This is a genomic window from Streptomyces endocoffeicus (assembly GCF_016741935.1).
In the GTDB taxonomy this organism is placed as follows: domain Bacteria; phylum Actinomycetota; class Actinomycetes; order Streptomycetales; family Streptomycetaceae; genus Streptomyces; species Streptomyces endocoffeicus.
Map to the genome: position 1 here is coordinate 20,507 of NZ_JAERRG010000016.1, position 14,257 is coordinate 34,763.

The window sequence follows — 14,257 nt, forward strand, 5'->3', positions numbered from 1 at the left end:
GTGGCCGTCTGAGGGGCGTTTCCGCCCCCGGCGGGTCCCGGGCCCGTTCGACCCTCGCGGCCCCGCTGAAGGCGCCTCCCGGCGCCTTCAGCGGGGCCGCGGTGCGAAGCGGTGGAGGCCCGACGGCGTCACCGCCGCGTGCACCGGACGGTCGTGGGTCTCCTCGGGCACCTCGTCCAGCAGTTCACCGTCGTACAGCAGCACCAACAGCGCCGGATCGGCCCCCGCCGCCGCCAGCCGGGCCAGCACCCGGTCGTACGAGCCGCCGCCGCGGCCCAGCCGCATCCCTCGCCGGTCCACCGCGAGCCCGGGCAGCAGCACCACGTCCGCACCGGTCACCGCCTCGGGGCCGAGCCGTGGCCCCTCGGGCTCCAGCAGGCCGCGCCGGGCGGGCGCCAGCCGCCCGGGCCCCTCGTCCTCGCCCCAGTCGAGATCGTCGTCCTCGAGCAGTACCGGAAGCAGCACCCTTACCCCGCGGGCGCGCAGGGCCTCCCTCAGGGCGTGGGTACCGGGCTCGCCGCCCACGGACACATAGGCCGCCACCGTGGCCGCCCCGGCGAGCTCGGGAAGCTCCAGGGCGCGACACGCCAGAGCGGCGCCGGCCGTCTCGATGTCATCCGCCGTCAACCTGGACCTCATCGTCAGGTGACGTCTCCGCAATGCGCGCTTACTAGCGTCGGTGTTGATCACTGGGTGCGCAATCTTCCTGTCTCATGCCATATTCACCGAATACTCATCATCTGCCCCAAAGGCACCGGATAGGGTTCGGTACATGACTCAATCGCGTACTCGGATCAGCAAGGCTGTCATCCCTGCCGCGGGACTCGGAACCCGCTTTCTTCCGGCCACCAAGGCCACCCCCAAGGAGATGCTGCCGGTCGTCGACAAGCCGGCGATCCAGTACGTCGTCGAGGAAGCAGTCACCGCCGGACTGTCCGACGTCCTCATGGTCACCGGTCGTAACAAGCGGCCCCTGGAAGACCACTTCGACCGCAACTACGAGCTCGAAGAGGCCCTGACCCGTAAGGGCGACGAGACCCGACTCGCCCGCGTCCAGGAGTCCAGCGACCTGGCGACCATGCACTACGTCCGCCAGGGAGACCCCAGGGGTCTCGGCCACGCCGTGCTCTGTGCCGCCCCGCACGTCGGTGACCAGCCCTTTGCCGTCCTCCTCGGCGACGACCTCATTGATGCCCGCGACCCGCTACTGGCCCGCATGGTCGACATCCAGGAGCGGCACGGCGGCAGCGTCATCGCCCTGATGGAGGTGGACCCGGCACAGATCCACCTCTATGGCTGCGCGGCCGTCAAGCCGACCGTGGAGGACGACGTCGTCCAGGTCACCGGCCTGGTCGAGAAGCCCGACCCCGCGGACGCGCCCAGCAACTACGCCGTCATCGGCCGCTATGTGCTCGACCCGGCCGTCTTCGGGGTGCTGCGCGAGACCGAGCCGGGCCGCGGTGGCGAGATCCAGCTCACCGACGCCCTGCAGGCGCTAGCCTCCAGTCCGGACCTCGGCGGCCCGGTGCACGGCGTCGTCTTCAAGGGGCGCCGTTACGACACAGGCGACCGTGGCGACTATCTGCGTGCCATTGTCAGACTCGCGTGCGAACGTGAAGACCTGGGCCCGGAGTTCCGGGATTGGCTTCGCAGTTACGTCACCGAGGAGATGTAGCACCTTGAGCAGCACCGCAGAACGGGCCGCCGACCGAGGCCCGGACCAGGACCGGGTCTGGACGGTGGCCGAGCACCTCGACAACATCCTCGGGCACGTTCATCCGCTGGAGCCGATCGAGCTGCAGTTGCTCGAGGCCCAGGGCTGCGTCCTGGTGGAGGACGTCACCGTCCCCGGCGCGCTTCCGCCGTTCGACAACAGCTCCATGGACGGCTATGCCGTCCGTACGGCTGACGTCGCGGCCGCGACCGAGGACCATCCCGCGGTGCTGACCGTCATCGGCGACATCGCGGCGGGCAGCGGTGACCTGCCCGCCGTGGGCCCGGGCGAGGCGGCAAGGATCATGACCGGCGCCCCGGTCCCGCCCGGCGGCCAGGCCATCGTCCCCGTCGAGTGGACCGACGGCGGCCTCGACAGCGGGCCGGTCACCCACATGCCCGCGCGGGGCTCGGATCCCCACGGCGGCAGCGGCCGGGTGCGCGTCTTCCGCCCGGCGCGGGAGGGGCAGCACGTGCGCACCCGGGGCAGCGACGCGGACGCGGGCGAGCTCGCGCTGCGCGCCGGGACAGTCCTGGGCGCCTCGCAGCTCGGGCTGCTGGCCGCGCTCGGCCGCGCCACCGTGATGGTGCGGCCCCGGCCGCGGGTGGTGGTGCTCTCCACCGGCAGCGAGCTGGTCCAGCCCGGTGAGGATCCGGGCCCCGGCCGGATCCACGACTCCAACAGCTTCCAGCTCACGGCCGCCGCCCGGGAGGCCGGCGCGATCGCCTACCGGGTGGGCGCGGTGGCCGACGACGCCGCCACGCTGCGCGCCGCCGTCGAGGACCAGCTGGTCCGCGCCGACATCGTCGTCACCAGCGGCGGCGTCAGCGTCGGCGCCTACGACGTGGTCAAGGAGGCGATGCACGAGGTGCACTTCCGCAAGCTGGCCATGCAGCCCGGCAAGCCCCAGGGCTTCGGCCGCGTCGGCCCGGAGAGCACCCCGCTGCTGGCCCTGCCCGGCAACCCGGTGAGCTCGTACGTCTCCTTCGAGCTCTTCGTGCGCCCCGTCATCCGCACCATGCTGGGGAGCGACGACATCCACCGCACCACCGCCCAGGCGGTCTGCCCCGAGGGTGTCGCCTCCTCGCCCAAGGACAGGCGCCAGTTCCTGCGCGGCTGGTACGAGCCGGCCACGCTCGACGGGCCGGCCACCGTCAGCCCGGTGGGCGGCGCGGGATCGCACCTGATCAAGGCCATGGCGCACGCCAACGCGCTGATCGTCGTCCCCGAGGACGTCTCCCAGGTCGCCCCCGGCGCCGAGGTGGACGTCGTCCTGCTGGCCTAGCCGCCGACCGCGGCGGGTACGGTGTCGTCCCACACAGGAGCCACCTGGCCCGGACCGGGAGAACGATGAGCAGCGCCCAGGACCATCTCACCCACCTCGACCCGTCGGGCGCCGCCCGCATGGTCGACGTCTCGGCCAAGGACGTCACCGCGCGCACCGCGCGGGCGAGCGGCCGCGTGCGCGTGGCGCCGCGCGTCGTGGAACTGCTGCGCGGCGAGGGCCTCCCCAAGGGCGACGCCCTCGCCACCGCCCGCATCGCGGGCATCATGGGCGCCAAGCGGACCCCGGACCTGATCCCGCTGTGCCATCCGCTCGCGGTGTCGGGCGTCACGGTGGACCTCGAGGTCGCCGACGACGCCGTCGAGATCACCGCCACCGTGAAGACCACGGACCGCACGGGCGTGGAGATGGAGGCCCTGACGGCGGTGTCGGTCGCCGCCCTGACGGTGATCGACATGGTCAAGGCCGTCGACAAGGGAGCCGTCATCACCGACGTGCGGGTGGAGGAGAAGACCGGCGGCAAGTCCGGCGACTGGAGCCGGGCGTGAGCGGCTCAGCGGCGCCGCGCCGCGCCCTGGTCGTCACCGCCTCCAACCGCGCCGCCGCCGGGGTCTACGCCGACACCGGGGGCCCGCTGATCGCCGAGGGGCTGGCCGGGCTCGGCTTCGCCGTGGACGGCCCGCGCGTGGTGCCCGACGGCGATCCGGTGGAGGCCGCCCTGCGGGACGCCGTGGCGGCCTCGTACGACGTCGTGGTGACCACCGGTGGCACCGGTCTCACCCCCACCGACCGCACCCCGGAGGCCACCCGCCGGGTCCTGGACTACGAGATCCCGGGGATCGCGGAGGCCATCCGTGCGGAGGGGCTCGCCAAGGTGCCCACCGCCGCGCTCTCCCGAGGGCTGGCCGGGGTAGCCGGCACGACCCTGGTCGTCAACCTGCCCGGATCCACCGGAGGGGTGCGTGACGGCCTTAAGGTGCTCGGCCGCCTCCTGGTCCACGCGGTCGACCAGATCCACGGCGGGGACCACCGCAGACCCGCCGATTCCGCCGCCCCCGCCGATGATCCCGCCGATCCCGCGGGGCAGGCCGGGAGCGCGCGCTGAACGCCCCCTGGCCGGTCGTGCTGGCGGACGGCGACACCGTCCTCCGCCCCATAAAGCTGCGCGACCAGCGCGCCTGGCGCGAGGTCAACCAGCGCAACCGGGAATGGCTGCGGCGCTGGGAGGCGACCATCCCGCCGCCCCCGCCGGGCGGCCCCGTCACCCACCGGCCCACCTACCGGCAGATGGTCCGCCATCTGCGGGCGGAGGCGCACGCCGGGCGGATGCTGCCGTTCATCATCGAGTACCAGGGGCGGCTGGCCGGGCAGTTGACGGTCGCCGGGATCACCTGGGGCTCGATGTGCTCGGGCCATGTCGGCTACTGGGTCGACCAGGCGGTGGCCGGGCGCGGAGTGATGCCGACGTCGGTCGCGCTCGCCGTGGACCACTGCTTCCGCGCCGTCGGACTGCACCGCATCGAGGTGTGTATCCGGCCCGAGAACCTGCCCAGCCGCCGGGTGGTGGAGAAACTCGGATTCCGCCAGGAAGGGCTGCGGCCGCGCTATCTCCACATCGACGGCGCATGGCGCGACCACCTGGTCTACGCGCTCACGGTGGAGGAACTGTCCGAGGGGCTGCTGAACCGGTGGCACCGGACCCGACCAGGCGCGTCGCAGAAATGAAATACCTGTTCGAATAACGGGAGAACATTTCCAGCCTGGTCATCCCAACAATCACAAAAAACTTTCGAGATATCAGCCAGATCGTGCGACACACCGCGCCAATTGGCAGATGGCCTCATGCGGACCCCTCTACCGTGTGAGCGTGAGCAGCAGTGGCCTCATCTACGCAGTCATCGTCGGGGCCTGGGCCGCCTATTTGGTGCCGATGTGGCTTCGTAGGCAGGACGAGCTCAATGAGGCCCGTCCGACGGAACGCTTCAGCACCGCCATCCGGCTGCTGTCCGGACGGGCGGGCATGGAGCGTCGTTACGCCAAGAGCCGTGTGGACCTCGAGCGCCCCGGGGACCCGGCGGACGACCCTGCCGAGCGCACCGCCGAGGACGCGGACGCCCCCGCCACGGGTGGCGCCCCCGCCGAGCCGGGGCGCTACGCGGCCGACCCGGAAGCGGTGACCGACGCGGTCGACGTCCGGGCCTTCGCCGATCCCGTAACCCTGTGTGCCCCGGCCCCCACGGGGGCCGACGCCCCCGCCGAGGGCGCGTCGGCACCGGCGGCCGGGAGCGCGAGCGGTGCGCGCGGCGCGGGTGCCGGAGGTACGAGTGGTGCGCGGGCCGCGGGTGCCGGAGGAAAGAGTGGTGCGCGGGCCGCGGGCGCCGGGGGTGTGAGCGGTGCGCGCGGCGCGGGCGGCGGAGGCTGGAGCGCCCTGGACCGTGGACGGCGCGCGCGAGTGCTCGCGCGCCGCCGCCGCACCACCGTGATCCTCTTCGTCGCCTTCACTCTCGGCGCGATCGTCGCGGCCGTCGGCGGCCTCGCCTTCCTGTGGGCCCCGGGCATCCCGGCCATACTGCTCAGCGCCTACATCGCCTACCTCCGCGCCCAGGAGCGCCGGCGCTTCGCGTTCACGATGGACCAGCGCCACGCCGAGCAGGCCGCGCAGCGGCTGCGTGAGCGCCGTCCGCGGGCTCATCCGCCCGTCGAGGGCCCCTCGGCCGAGGACTGCCCCGCCGACCCTCCCGCCGAGGCCGAGCCCGCCCCCGCGAAGGCGCCCTCGCCGCACGCGGCCGGGCGCCGTGCGCTGGTGGAGCAGACCGATCACGCCGAGTGGGTGGACCAGGAGCGCGAGCGCGAGCGGGGCCCGGCCGCCGGTGAGGGCTGGGAGCCGGTGCCGGTCCCGCTGCCCACCTACGTCACCGCCCCGGTCGCCCCGCGCGCCACCGGCAGGGTCGACCTGGCCGCCCCCGACGCCTGGAGCTCCGCCCGCTCCAGCACCGTCGACCCGGCCTCCGCCCACGACCCCGCGCCGACCCCGGACCCGGTCGCCGCCCCACCCCGCGGCACCCGCGACCGCGGCCGCACCCCCCTCTTCGACCAGTACGCCGACGAGGACCGGCCGCGTGCTGCCAACGAGTGACGGGCCCTCCACTGACCAGCGAGGAACGGATTACCAAGCACCCCGGAGGGGATGCTAGAGTTTCACTCGTTGCAAGGGCCTGTGGCGCAGACTGGTAGCGCACCTCGTTCGCATCGAGGGGGTCAGGGGTTCAAATCCCCTCAGGTCCACCGCAGCTCAAAGCCCCCGCCGGGGAAACCCGGCGGGGGCTTTTTCGTGCCGTACAGGGTTCGCTTCAGGGGACGGGTCAGCCGGGCAGGTCGCCGGTGTAGCGGTAGATCGCGCCGGCGGCGTTGACGCCCCAGACGGTGCCGTCGGCGCCTACGCCGATGTCGGACAGCGATCCGGGGATGTTGATCCAGGGGTTGGCGGGGGTGGTGTCGCTGTAGGTGTAGTGGTAGATCGCGTCGGCGGGGTCGCAGCCCCACACACAGGTGCGGGAGCCGACGTCGATCGCTTTGAGCGAGCCGTTGAGGCCCTTCCAGTTGTTGGTGTCCTGGTCGCCGGTGTAGCGGTAGATCTGGTGTCCTGCGTTGACGCCCCAGACGGTGCCGTCGGCGGCCGCGCCGATGTCGGACAGCGACCCGGGGATGTTGATCCAGGGATTGGCGGGATTGGCGTCGCTGTTGCTGTAGCGGTAGATCGCCCCCGCGGGGTCGACGCCCCAGACGTTGGTCCTCGATCCCACCGTGATCCGCACCAGCGAGCCGTTGATGGGCTTCCAGTTGTTGGTGTCCTGGTCGCCGGTGTAGCGGTAGATCTGGTGTCCTGCGTTGACGCCCCAGACGGTGCCGTCGGCGGCCGCGCCGATGTCGGACAGCGATCCGGGGATGTTGATCCAGGGACTGGTGTCGTTGTTGGTGTAGCGGTAGATCGCGCCGGCGGCGTTGACGCCCCAGACGTTGGTCCTGGATCCCACTGCGATCCGCGCTAACGACCCGTCGATGTGTTTCCAGTCGGACATGCGGGCGGCCCCTCTCCAGTCAGGTGCGGTTCGCCAGCACGCTGCCCAAAGGGAACGATTCATCATTCAAACTGATTTGAAGTGTCATCAGAGCTATTGGCTCGATGAGATGGTTTGCCCGAGTGGTGGCCGCTCCCGGACTGGCCTCACGCAGGTCAGCCCAGCTTTGAGATGACGCGATCGCGGCCACTCGTGCGAGCGATTGACAGGGTGACGCGTCCGGGCCGTCCGCGTGCGGGGTGCTCGACCGCCACCACGCTTGACATCGGATCGTCCCCTTCTCCATTATTCAGCTACTTAACTAGTGGACCAGCGGTGGGGTGGATGCGGTACTACATCGAGAGACGCCGTGGCGTCGCGGCGTACCAGCAGATCGTCGAGCAGACCAAACGGGCCGTCAGAGCGGGCGTGTTGAAGCCCGGTGACCGGTTGCCGACCGCTCGCGAAGTGGCCGAGACCTGCGCCGTGAACCCGAACACCACGCTCAAGGCATATCGGGAGCTGGACCGGGACGGCGTGGTGGAGCTGCGGCAGGGAGTGGGCACGTTCATCGCTGCCGCGGCCGCGGACCGGAGTCACGCGCCCGCCGCTGAGTCGCCGCTCTACGCCGAACTGGCGGAGTGGACCGGGCGGGCGCTGGCCGCGGGGCTGATGGAGGAGGACGTGCGGGATCTGGTCGAACTGGCGCTTCAGGAGCGTCGGCAGACGGCGGCGGGCACCGCCCGCAGCGGTACGGACGAGCGGAACGGGGAGCGGGGATGAGCGGGTCGACAGGAGGGGCGGCCATGCGGGACAAGGGGCGGACCGCCCTGGAAGTGCGCGGCCTCGGACGGCGGTACGGGCGCCGCTGGGTGCTGCGTGAGGCGACGTTCCGGCTGCCCGCCGGACGGGTGTGCGGACTCGTGGGTCCGAACGGAGCGGGCAAGACGACGATGCTGGAGATCATCGCGGGGCTGCGCGAGGCGTCGGCGGGCGAGGCCAGAGTCTTCGGCGAGCCGGCCGGCGGGGTGGCGGCGCGGCAGCGGGTCGCGTTCCTGCCGCAGGAGAAGCCGCTGTTCACGCGCTTCACGGTCGCCGAGACACTGCGGCTGGGCCGTGAGCTGAACCCGCACTGGGATCAGGAGCTGGCCGAGGGCTTCGTACGGGCCGGTTCCGTTCCGCTCGACGCCAAGGTGGGACGGCTGTCCGGCGGCCAGCGCACCCGGGTCGCCCTCGCGGTGGCCCTGGGCAAGCGCCCCGACCTCGTCCTGCTGGACGAGCCGCTGGCCGACCTGGACCCGCTGGTGCGCAGGCAGACCGTGGCCGCCTTACTGGGCGAGGTCGCCGAGCGCGGGATCACCGTCCTGCTCTCCAGCCACCTGGTGGCCGAACTCGACACGCTGTGCGACTACCTGCTGCTGGTGGCCGAGGGCGGGCTGCGGCTGGCCGGTGACGTGGACGAGATCATCAGCGTCCACCGGGTGCTGTCCGCGCCCACCGACCGGGTGCCGACCGGCCCCGACGGGCTGCCCGCGGGCCTGGAGCACCACACGGTCGTGGAGACCCACGACGACCAGCGGTACACCACCGCGCTGGTCCGCCCCGGCGGACCGGTCGGCGGCTTCTGGGACGCCGCCGCGCCGACTCTGGAGGAAGTGGTGCTCGCCTATCTGGAGCAGAGCAGCTCCGCGCCGCTCATCAGCCCGAACTCCTATGTTCCCGGCGTCGGTTCGGAGGTGGCGAAGTGAGTACGACGACACAGACGCGGGCGGACGGCGGCTTCCCCGGACTGCCGGGGCGGCGGACGCGGGCGCGCGGCTTCGGCCCGAGCGGGATGGCCTGGCTGGTGTGGCGCCAGCACCGGACGGCGTTCCTCCTGCTGCTCGCGATGGCGGCCGTCGCGACGGCGGGCCTGGCGTGGCTGGCCCAGGACGCGAGCAGCGCCGTGGCGGCCGCCGAGGAGGCGAAGGCGTCCCCCGGGGCGGCCGCGGCCCTCGACGCCGCTTACCAACGGCTCGACTTGTTGGGTCTGGCGCTGGCGGGTCTGCCAGTGATCATCGGGGTGTTCATCGGCGCCCCGCTGTTCGCGGGGGACCTGGAGACCGGCACCGCCAAGTTCGTGGGCGTCCAGTCGTACGGCCGCTGGAACTGGGTGGCGACCAAGCTCGGCATGGCCGCCGTGTTCGCGGCCGTGGCGGCGCTCTCCACCGGGATCGCCATGAAGGCCCTGTGGACGCCACTGGTGAACCACATGGCCGTCAACGCCGACTTCACCAGCACCGGCGGGTTCGACACCACGGGCCCGGTCGCGGTGGCCCTGGCCGTGCTCGGCCTGTTGATCGGCGCCGCCGCCGGGCTGCTGATGCGGCGCACGCTGCCCGCGATGGTGGTGACCTTCGTCGCCCTGCTGGCGGTGAAGACCGTCTGGTCGCAACTGCGGATGATGTTCGCGACCACGGTGACGAAGACCACGGGCGGCGGCAGGTTCGGTGAAGGCGACTCCCCGAAGGTCCCCGACAACGCCGTGGAGATCGACACCTCCTACGTGACCGGGGACGGCTCGTTGCGCGGCTGGAGCACCTGCACGGATGCCGGCGACAGCTCGGCCTGCCTGCGGCGCCACGGGGTGGTCGGCTGGTCGAAGGAGTATCTGCCGTTCTCCCACATGGACGCCATGCAGTGGGCGGCGACGGGCGCGCTGGCCGGGCTGATCCTGCTGACGGTGGGTGTGCTGGTGTACGCGGCGCGGGGCGCTCTGCGCTGACCTCACGCCGGGGTGGCCGACGGTTCTACGGCGGGGGTTTGCGGCGCCTGGTTTTGTATGGCGGGGATCAGGCGGAGCGGTTTTCCGCGCTGACCATCCAGGCGTGTTTCTCGAGGGAGTCGATGATCGCGTGCAGCAGGTCGGCCGTGGAGGGATCCTCGCTGTCGACCTGGTCGTGGAGGGTGCGGAGGGTGTCGGCGGTGGCGCGCAGGCGGGCGGTGACGAGGCCGACGACGGTGCTCACGCTCGCCTCGCCCGCCGGGAACGCGGGGAGTGTGGTGGTCGCCGCCACGGTCTCGGAGCGGCCGTCCGGGACGGCGGCCAGGGCGCGCATGCGTTCGGCGATGGTGTCGGCCGACTCGCGGGCGTCGTCCACGATCTCGTCCAGTTGAAGGTGCAGATCGCGGAAGTTGTGGCCGACCACGTTCCAGTGGGCCTGCTTGCCCTGGAGATGCAGTTCGACGAGGTCCACCACGATCTGCTGCAGCGCCTGGGCGAGCTGCGGCGAGGCCGTGAACCCGGCGACCTCGCTCTCCGAACGTCGGGAACCCCCAGAAGCGGCCATGGCGTGTCTCCTTCGAAAGCGCCGCGGAGCAGACCCCTGGCACAGGAGGCCCGTGTCCGTATGCGATCAAGTCTTGAGGAGGCCTCCTTCCGTCGCCACTCCGCTTGACCCGCTCGGGTACCTATGGCGAATGAGTACCTGGCGCGATCCGCGGGAGGCGCGGGGGTGGGCCCGATGTCATGGAATCGTGCTTACCGCGTTCGTGTTTGGTGCGGGCCGGGGGACAGGCGATGGCGCAGGCCAGGGGCGCGGGCATAGTAGATGCCCGGTCCTGTGGCTCCATGGCGTGAAAGCGCCGTAGGGCAGAGGGCGGCACAGCACATCACAGCGCAACAACTGCACCACAACAGGGGGATAAGGCTCCATGCCACTCATACGCCGTTCCACCGTGGCGGCCGCGGCCATGACCGCGCTGCTGGTGGTCTCCGCTTCGGCCTGCGGGCCCGGTGACGACGACGCGGCTTCCTCGTCGAGCTCCTCGGCCGCGTCCACCGGGCAGCAGGCCAAGGACGGGATCAAGCTGCCCGATGGCGTCCCGACGAGTCTGGACGACCTGAAGAAGTGGAAGGAGGGCGGCTGGAAGGACTGGGACAAGTGGGCCCGCAAGGCATCGGAATTCGCCAATCCGATCATCAAGAACTTCTGGCAGCCGTCCAGGATGGCCAAGGCGAAGGACTCGTCACACACCGTCTCCACGCAGAGCGCCGGCCAGGACCAGGCGGCCACCGACCCCGAGCCGCCCGCCGTGCCGGCCAAGCAGGTCTCGCGGCCGTACCACCAGAACATGGCGCCGGTCGGGAAGGTGTTCTTCGACAGCCCCGAGGGGCCGATGGTGTGCTCCGGCACGGTCATCGACGACCCGGCCCACCCGGGGAAGTCCAACCTGGTGTGGACCGCCGGCCATTGTGCGCACTCCGGCAAGCAGGGCGGCTGGATGCGCAACATCGTGTTCGTGCCCTCGTACAACGACAACGGACTGCCCGCCGAGCAGACCCAGTCGGCGGCGCAGAACGAGGTCAGCCCGTACGGCGTGTGGTGGGCGGACTGGTCGCAGACCTCGTCCGAGTGGATCGCGAACGGCGGCAAGACCGGCGGGGTGGGGTCGGCGTACGACTTCGCGGTGCTGCATGTGAAGCCCGAGAACGGCGGCGGCAAGTCGCTGCAGGAGACGGTCGGGGCCTCGGTGCCGGTGTGGTTCGGAGCGCCGTCGGCGGACCAGGTGAGCTCGATCGGCGCATACGGCTATCCGCAGGCCCCGCCGTACGACGGGGCCAAGATGTTCAACTGCACCAGCAGGCCGGGCCGGCTGTCCTTCTCGCCCACCTCGCCGACGATGTACCGGATCGGCTGCTCGATGACGGGCGGTACCTCGGGCGGTGGCTGGTTCGTCAACCACGGCGGTAAGACGGTGCTGGTGTCCAACAGTTCGATCGGCTCGTACGGGCACACCTGGCTCGCCGGGCCGCATCTGGGGGCCGAGGCCAAGGGCGTGTTCGAGGCCATCAGCAAGAAGTTCGCCGGTCAGGGCTGACCGGGCCCCTCGTCATGGGCTTACGGATGGGCTTACGGGCGCGCCCGTAAGCCCATCCGTCGTGCCCGTCGCCTCCGCCCCGTCCGTGGCGTCCGTGGCGTCCGTAAGGAGCTTGGCGTAGCAGCGGCTGCTCTCCTCGAAGCGGTAGAACCCGAACTTCGTCACCGGTGCGTAGCCGGACGAGGTGTACAGCGCGATGGCCTCGGGCTGCTCGGTGCCGGTCTCCAGGACCATCCGCACCCGCCCCGCCTCCCGCGCGCTGTCCTCCAGCGCCGCGAGGATCCGCCGGGCCAGCCCCCGTCCGCGCGCCGCGCGCACCACGAACATCCGCTTGATCTCGGCGTCCCCGTCCTCGTAGCCCTCCTCGCTCCGCTCCTGGCTGCGCCAGCCGCCGCTCGCGACCGGGGTGCCGTCCGTGTCGTAGACGATGAGATAGAGGCCGTGCGGCGGGTCGAAGTGGGCCGCGTCCATATGCGTCAGATCGCCGTCGCCGTAGCGCTCGGCGTACTCCACCTGCACTTCCGCGTCGAGTTTGCGGGCGTCAGGGTGATCGTAGCGAATGACTCGAACGTCCATGCGATGGATCGTACTTCTATGCGGGGGGAGGGGCCGTTGTTTTTGTCGCGTATCGTGCCGGGCGTGCTCACCGTGACGACCGTGAATGTGAACGGGCTGCGCGCCGCCGCCAAAAAGGGCTTCGTCTCCTGGCTGGACGGTACCGCGGCCGATGTGGTGTGCCTCCAGGAGGTGCGCGCCGAGCCCAAGGAGCTGCCCGAGGCGGTCCGCGAACCCGACGGCTGGCATGTGGTGCACGCCCCGGCGGCGGCCAAGGGCCGGGCCGGGGTGTCGGTGTACGCCCGGCGCGAGCTGGAGGGCGTCCGGGTCGGCTTCGGGTCGTCCGAGTTCGACGGCAGCGGCCGCTATGTGGAGGTCGATCTGCCGGGCGTGACCGTCGGCAGCCTGTACCTCCCCTCGGGTGAGGTCGGCACGGAGCGCCAGGACGAGAAGGAGCGCTTCATGGCGGAGTTCCTTCCGTATCTGAAGGAGCTGCGCGAGCGCGCGGCGGCCGGTGGGCGCGAGGCGCTGGTGTGCGGCGACTGGAACATCGCCCACCAGGAGGCCGACCTCAAGAACTGGAAGGCCAACCAGAAGAAGTCCGGCTTCCTGCCGGCCGAGCGCGCCTGGCTGACCAGCGTCTTCGAGGAGGCGGCGTACGTGGACGTGGTGCGCGCCCTGCACCCGGACGTCGCGGGTCCCTACTCGTGGTGGTCCTACCGCGGCCGGGCCTTCGACAACGACGCGGGCTGGCGCATCGACTACCAGATCGCCACCCCGGGGCTCGCCGGGCGCGCGGTCAAGACGGTGGTGGAGCGGGCGGCCGCCTACGACCAGCGGTGGAGCGACCACGCCCCGGTGACGGTGGCCTACGGCCCGGCTCACTGACGTTCGCGGCCGCGGCGGTCCTGTGAGTGCGCCGGCCTCGGCGGGCTCACCGGCGCCGCGGGCTCACTTGTTCCCGGTGCTGCCGCCCTTCGGCGGCGTCTCGCCCAACTCCGCCCGCATCCGGCGGTTCATGGCCATCGTCAGCTCGGCGTCCACCACGCTCGTGGCCAGCGGCCGCAGCCGCTCCACGGTCTCGCCGACGTCCTCGCCGCGCTTCACGGCGTCCGCCAGCACATGGGCGCGCAGCAGTGTGACGAAGGTCTCGGCGATCGCGTCCACATGCTCACGCACCTCGCGCGCCGCGCCGAGTACGGCGGCCAGCGGGACGCCCTGTTCGACCAGGGTGTGTGAGACGTCCAGCAGACGGCGGCTGAGGTGGACGATCTCGTCGCCGTCGACGGCCAGATAGCCGAGGTCGAGCGAGGTGCTGAGGTTCTCCGGGGTGACCTCGCCCTGGAAGTAGTCCGCGAGGGCCTCGGGCCGGAGCCGGACCGGGGTCTCCGCGGGCCAGGAGGCGGCGGCGCCGGGCAGCCCGAGCAGTTCGCCGACGTCCCGGCGGCCGCTTTCGAAGGCGGCGAACAGCTCGGCGATCCCGCCGAGGGTGTGGCCGCGCTCCAGCAGTGCCGCGATCGTCCGCAGCCGGGCCAGATGGTGGTCGTTGTACCAGGCGATCCGGCCCTCGCGGCGCGGCGGTGGGAGCAGCTTGCGCTCCCGGTAGAAGCGCAGGGTGCGCACGGTGATCCCCGCCTTCTCGGCCAGTTCCGGCATGCGGTACTCGCGTACCTCGTCCGCTTCGCTCGTCGCCACGAGGGAAGCCTATGCCGAAGCCCATGCCGCGGCCGGTCGGGTGCGACCGCCGGTAACTTCGTTATCCACAGCCCCTACCGCTTGGTAGAT

General features: G+C 71.6%; 16 protein-coding genes and 1 tRNA gene. 12 read left to right on the forward strand and 5 right to left on the reverse strand.

Features of this window, described 5'->3' with window-relative positions; genetic code table 11:
• Positions 1-87: 87 nt before the first annotated feature.
• Positions 88-687 carry a 5-formyltetrahydrofolate cyclo-ligase gene (locus JK364_RS32505; protein ID WP_307841454.1) on the reverse strand — a complete coding sequence of 200 codons (600 nt, stop codon included), beginning with the start codon at positions 685-687 and terminating at the stop codon, positions 88-90.
• Positions 688-772: 85 nt separating this feature from the next.
• Between JK364_RS32505 and galU the strand changes: the two genes are divergently transcribed.
• The 7 genes from galU to JK364_RS32540 all read left to right on the forward strand — a co-directional run bounded on the left by galU (position 773) and on the right by JK364_RS32540 (position 6,284).
• The gene (galU, locus tag JK364_RS32510; RefSeq protein ID WP_201854940.1) at positions 773-1,675 is read left to right on the forward strand and encodes a UTP--glucose-1-phosphate uridylyltransferase GalU; all 903 of its coding nucleotides are present in this window, start codon (positions 773-775) and stop codon (positions 1,673-1,675) included.
• Between the two features lie 4 nt (positions 1,676-1,679).
• The gene (gene glp, locus JK364_RS32515; protein ID WP_201854941.1) at positions 1,680-2,999 is read left to right on the forward strand and encodes a molybdotransferase-like divisome protein Glp; all 1,320 of its coding nucleotides are present in this window, start codon (positions 1,680-1,682) and stop codon (positions 2,997-2,999) included.
• Between the two features lie 65 nt (positions 3,000-3,064).
• A complete protein-coding gene (gene moaC / locus JK364_RS32520; protein ID WP_138914182.1) occupies positions 3,065-3,547 on the forward strand; it encodes a cyclic pyranopterin monophosphate synthase MoaC in 483 nt (160 codons plus the stop codon).
• A complete protein-coding gene (locus JK364_RS32525) occupies positions 3,544-4,104 on the forward strand; it encodes a MogA/MoaB family molybdenum cofactor biosynthesis protein (protein ID WP_201854942.1) in 561 nt (186 codons plus the stop codon). The genes moaC and JK364_RS32525 overlap by 4 nt, the downstream gene beginning before the upstream one ends.
• Positions 4,101-4,724, forward strand: a complete 624-nt coding sequence (locus tag JK364_RS32530) for a GNAT family N-acetyltransferase (protein WP_201855130.1) — start codon at positions 4,101-4,103, stop codon at positions 4,722-4,724. Before JK364_RS32525 ends, JK364_RS32530 begins: the two co-directional genes overlap by 4 nt.
• Positions 4,725-4,866: 142 nt before the next feature.
• The gene (sepX, locus tag JK364_RS32535) at positions 4,867-6,135 is read left to right on the forward strand and encodes a divisome protein SepX/GlpR (RefSeq protein ID WP_443732266.1); all 1,269 of its coding nucleotides are present in this window, start codon (positions 4,867-4,869) and stop codon (positions 6,133-6,135) included.
• 75 nt (positions 6,136-6,210) lie between these two features.
• Positions 6,211-6,284 (forward strand) — tRNA-Ala (locus JK364_RS32540).
• 77 nt (positions 6,285-6,361) lie between these two features.
• Here JK364_RS32540 and JK364_RS32545 read toward each other — a convergent pair.
• Positions 6,362-7,078: a tectonin domain-containing protein gene (locus JK364_RS32545; protein ID WP_201854944.1), complete on the reverse strand. Its 717-nt coding sequence runs from the start codon at positions 7,076-7,078 to the stop codon at positions 6,362-6,364.
• A gap of 315 nt (positions 7,079-7,393) precedes the next feature.
• On the opposite strand from JK364_RS32545, the gene JK364_RS32550 reads away from it, so the two are divergent.
• The 3 genes from JK364_RS32550 to JK364_RS32560 are packed head-to-tail and all read left to right on the forward strand — an operon-like array spanning position 7,394 to position 9,821.
• Positions 7,394-7,840: a GntR family transcriptional regulator gene (locus tag JK364_RS32550; RefSeq protein WP_372462024.1), complete on the forward strand. Its 447-nt coding sequence runs from the start codon at positions 7,394-7,396 to the stop codon at positions 7,838-7,840.
• 23 nt (positions 7,841-7,863) lie between these two features.
• Positions 7,864-8,805, forward strand: a complete 942-nt coding sequence (locus tag JK364_RS32555; protein ID WP_201854946.1) for an ABC transporter ATP-binding protein — start codon at positions 7,864-7,866, stop codon at positions 8,803-8,805.
• Positions 8,802-9,821, forward strand: a complete 1,020-nt coding sequence (locus tag JK364_RS32560; protein ID WP_307841443.1) for an ABC-2 membrane transporter-related protein — start codon at positions 8,802-8,804, stop codon at positions 9,819-9,821. The genes JK364_RS32555 and JK364_RS32560 overlap by 4 nt, the downstream gene beginning before the upstream one ends.
• 67 nt (positions 9,822-9,888) lie before the next feature.
• Here JK364_RS32560 and JK364_RS32565 read toward each other — a convergent pair whose 3' ends face one another.
• Positions 9,889-10,386 (reverse strand): Dps family protein, encoded by a 498-nt coding sequence (locus tag JK364_RS32565; protein ID WP_201854947.1) that lies wholly within the window; start codon positions 10,384-10,386, stop codon positions 9,889-9,891.
• 364 nt (positions 10,387-10,750) lie between these two features.
• Here JK364_RS32565 and JK364_RS32570 point away from each other — a divergent pair, with 364 nt between their 5' ends.
• Positions 10,751-11,917 (forward strand): trypsin-like serine peptidase, encoded by a 1,167-nt coding sequence (locus JK364_RS32570; RefSeq protein ID WP_201854948.1) that lies wholly within the window; start codon positions 10,751-10,753, stop codon positions 11,915-11,917.
• 12 nt (positions 11,918-11,929) lie between these two features.
• Here JK364_RS32570 and JK364_RS32575 read toward each other — a convergent pair whose 3' ends face one another.
• Positions 11,930-12,493, reverse strand: coding sequence for a GNAT family N-acetyltransferase (locus JK364_RS32575; protein WP_201854949.1), 564 nt, complete (start codon positions 12,491-12,493; stop codon positions 11,930-11,932).
• Between the two features lie 63 nt (positions 12,494-12,556).
• Between JK364_RS32575 and JK364_RS32580 the strand changes: the two genes are divergently transcribed.
• Positions 12,557-13,360, forward strand: coding sequence for an exodeoxyribonuclease III (locus JK364_RS32580; protein ID WP_201854950.1), 804 nt, complete (start codon positions 12,557-12,559; stop codon positions 13,358-13,360).
• Positions 13,361-13,423: 63 nt separating this feature from the next.
• On the opposite strand, the gene JK364_RS32585 is transcribed toward JK364_RS32580, so the two are convergent.
• The gene (locus tag JK364_RS32585; protein ID WP_201855132.1) at positions 13,424-14,128 is read right to left on the reverse strand and encodes a MerR family transcriptional regulator; all 705 of its coding nucleotides are present in this window, start codon (positions 14,126-14,128) and stop codon (positions 13,424-13,426) included.
• Positions 14,129-14,257: the final 129 nt, after the last annotated feature.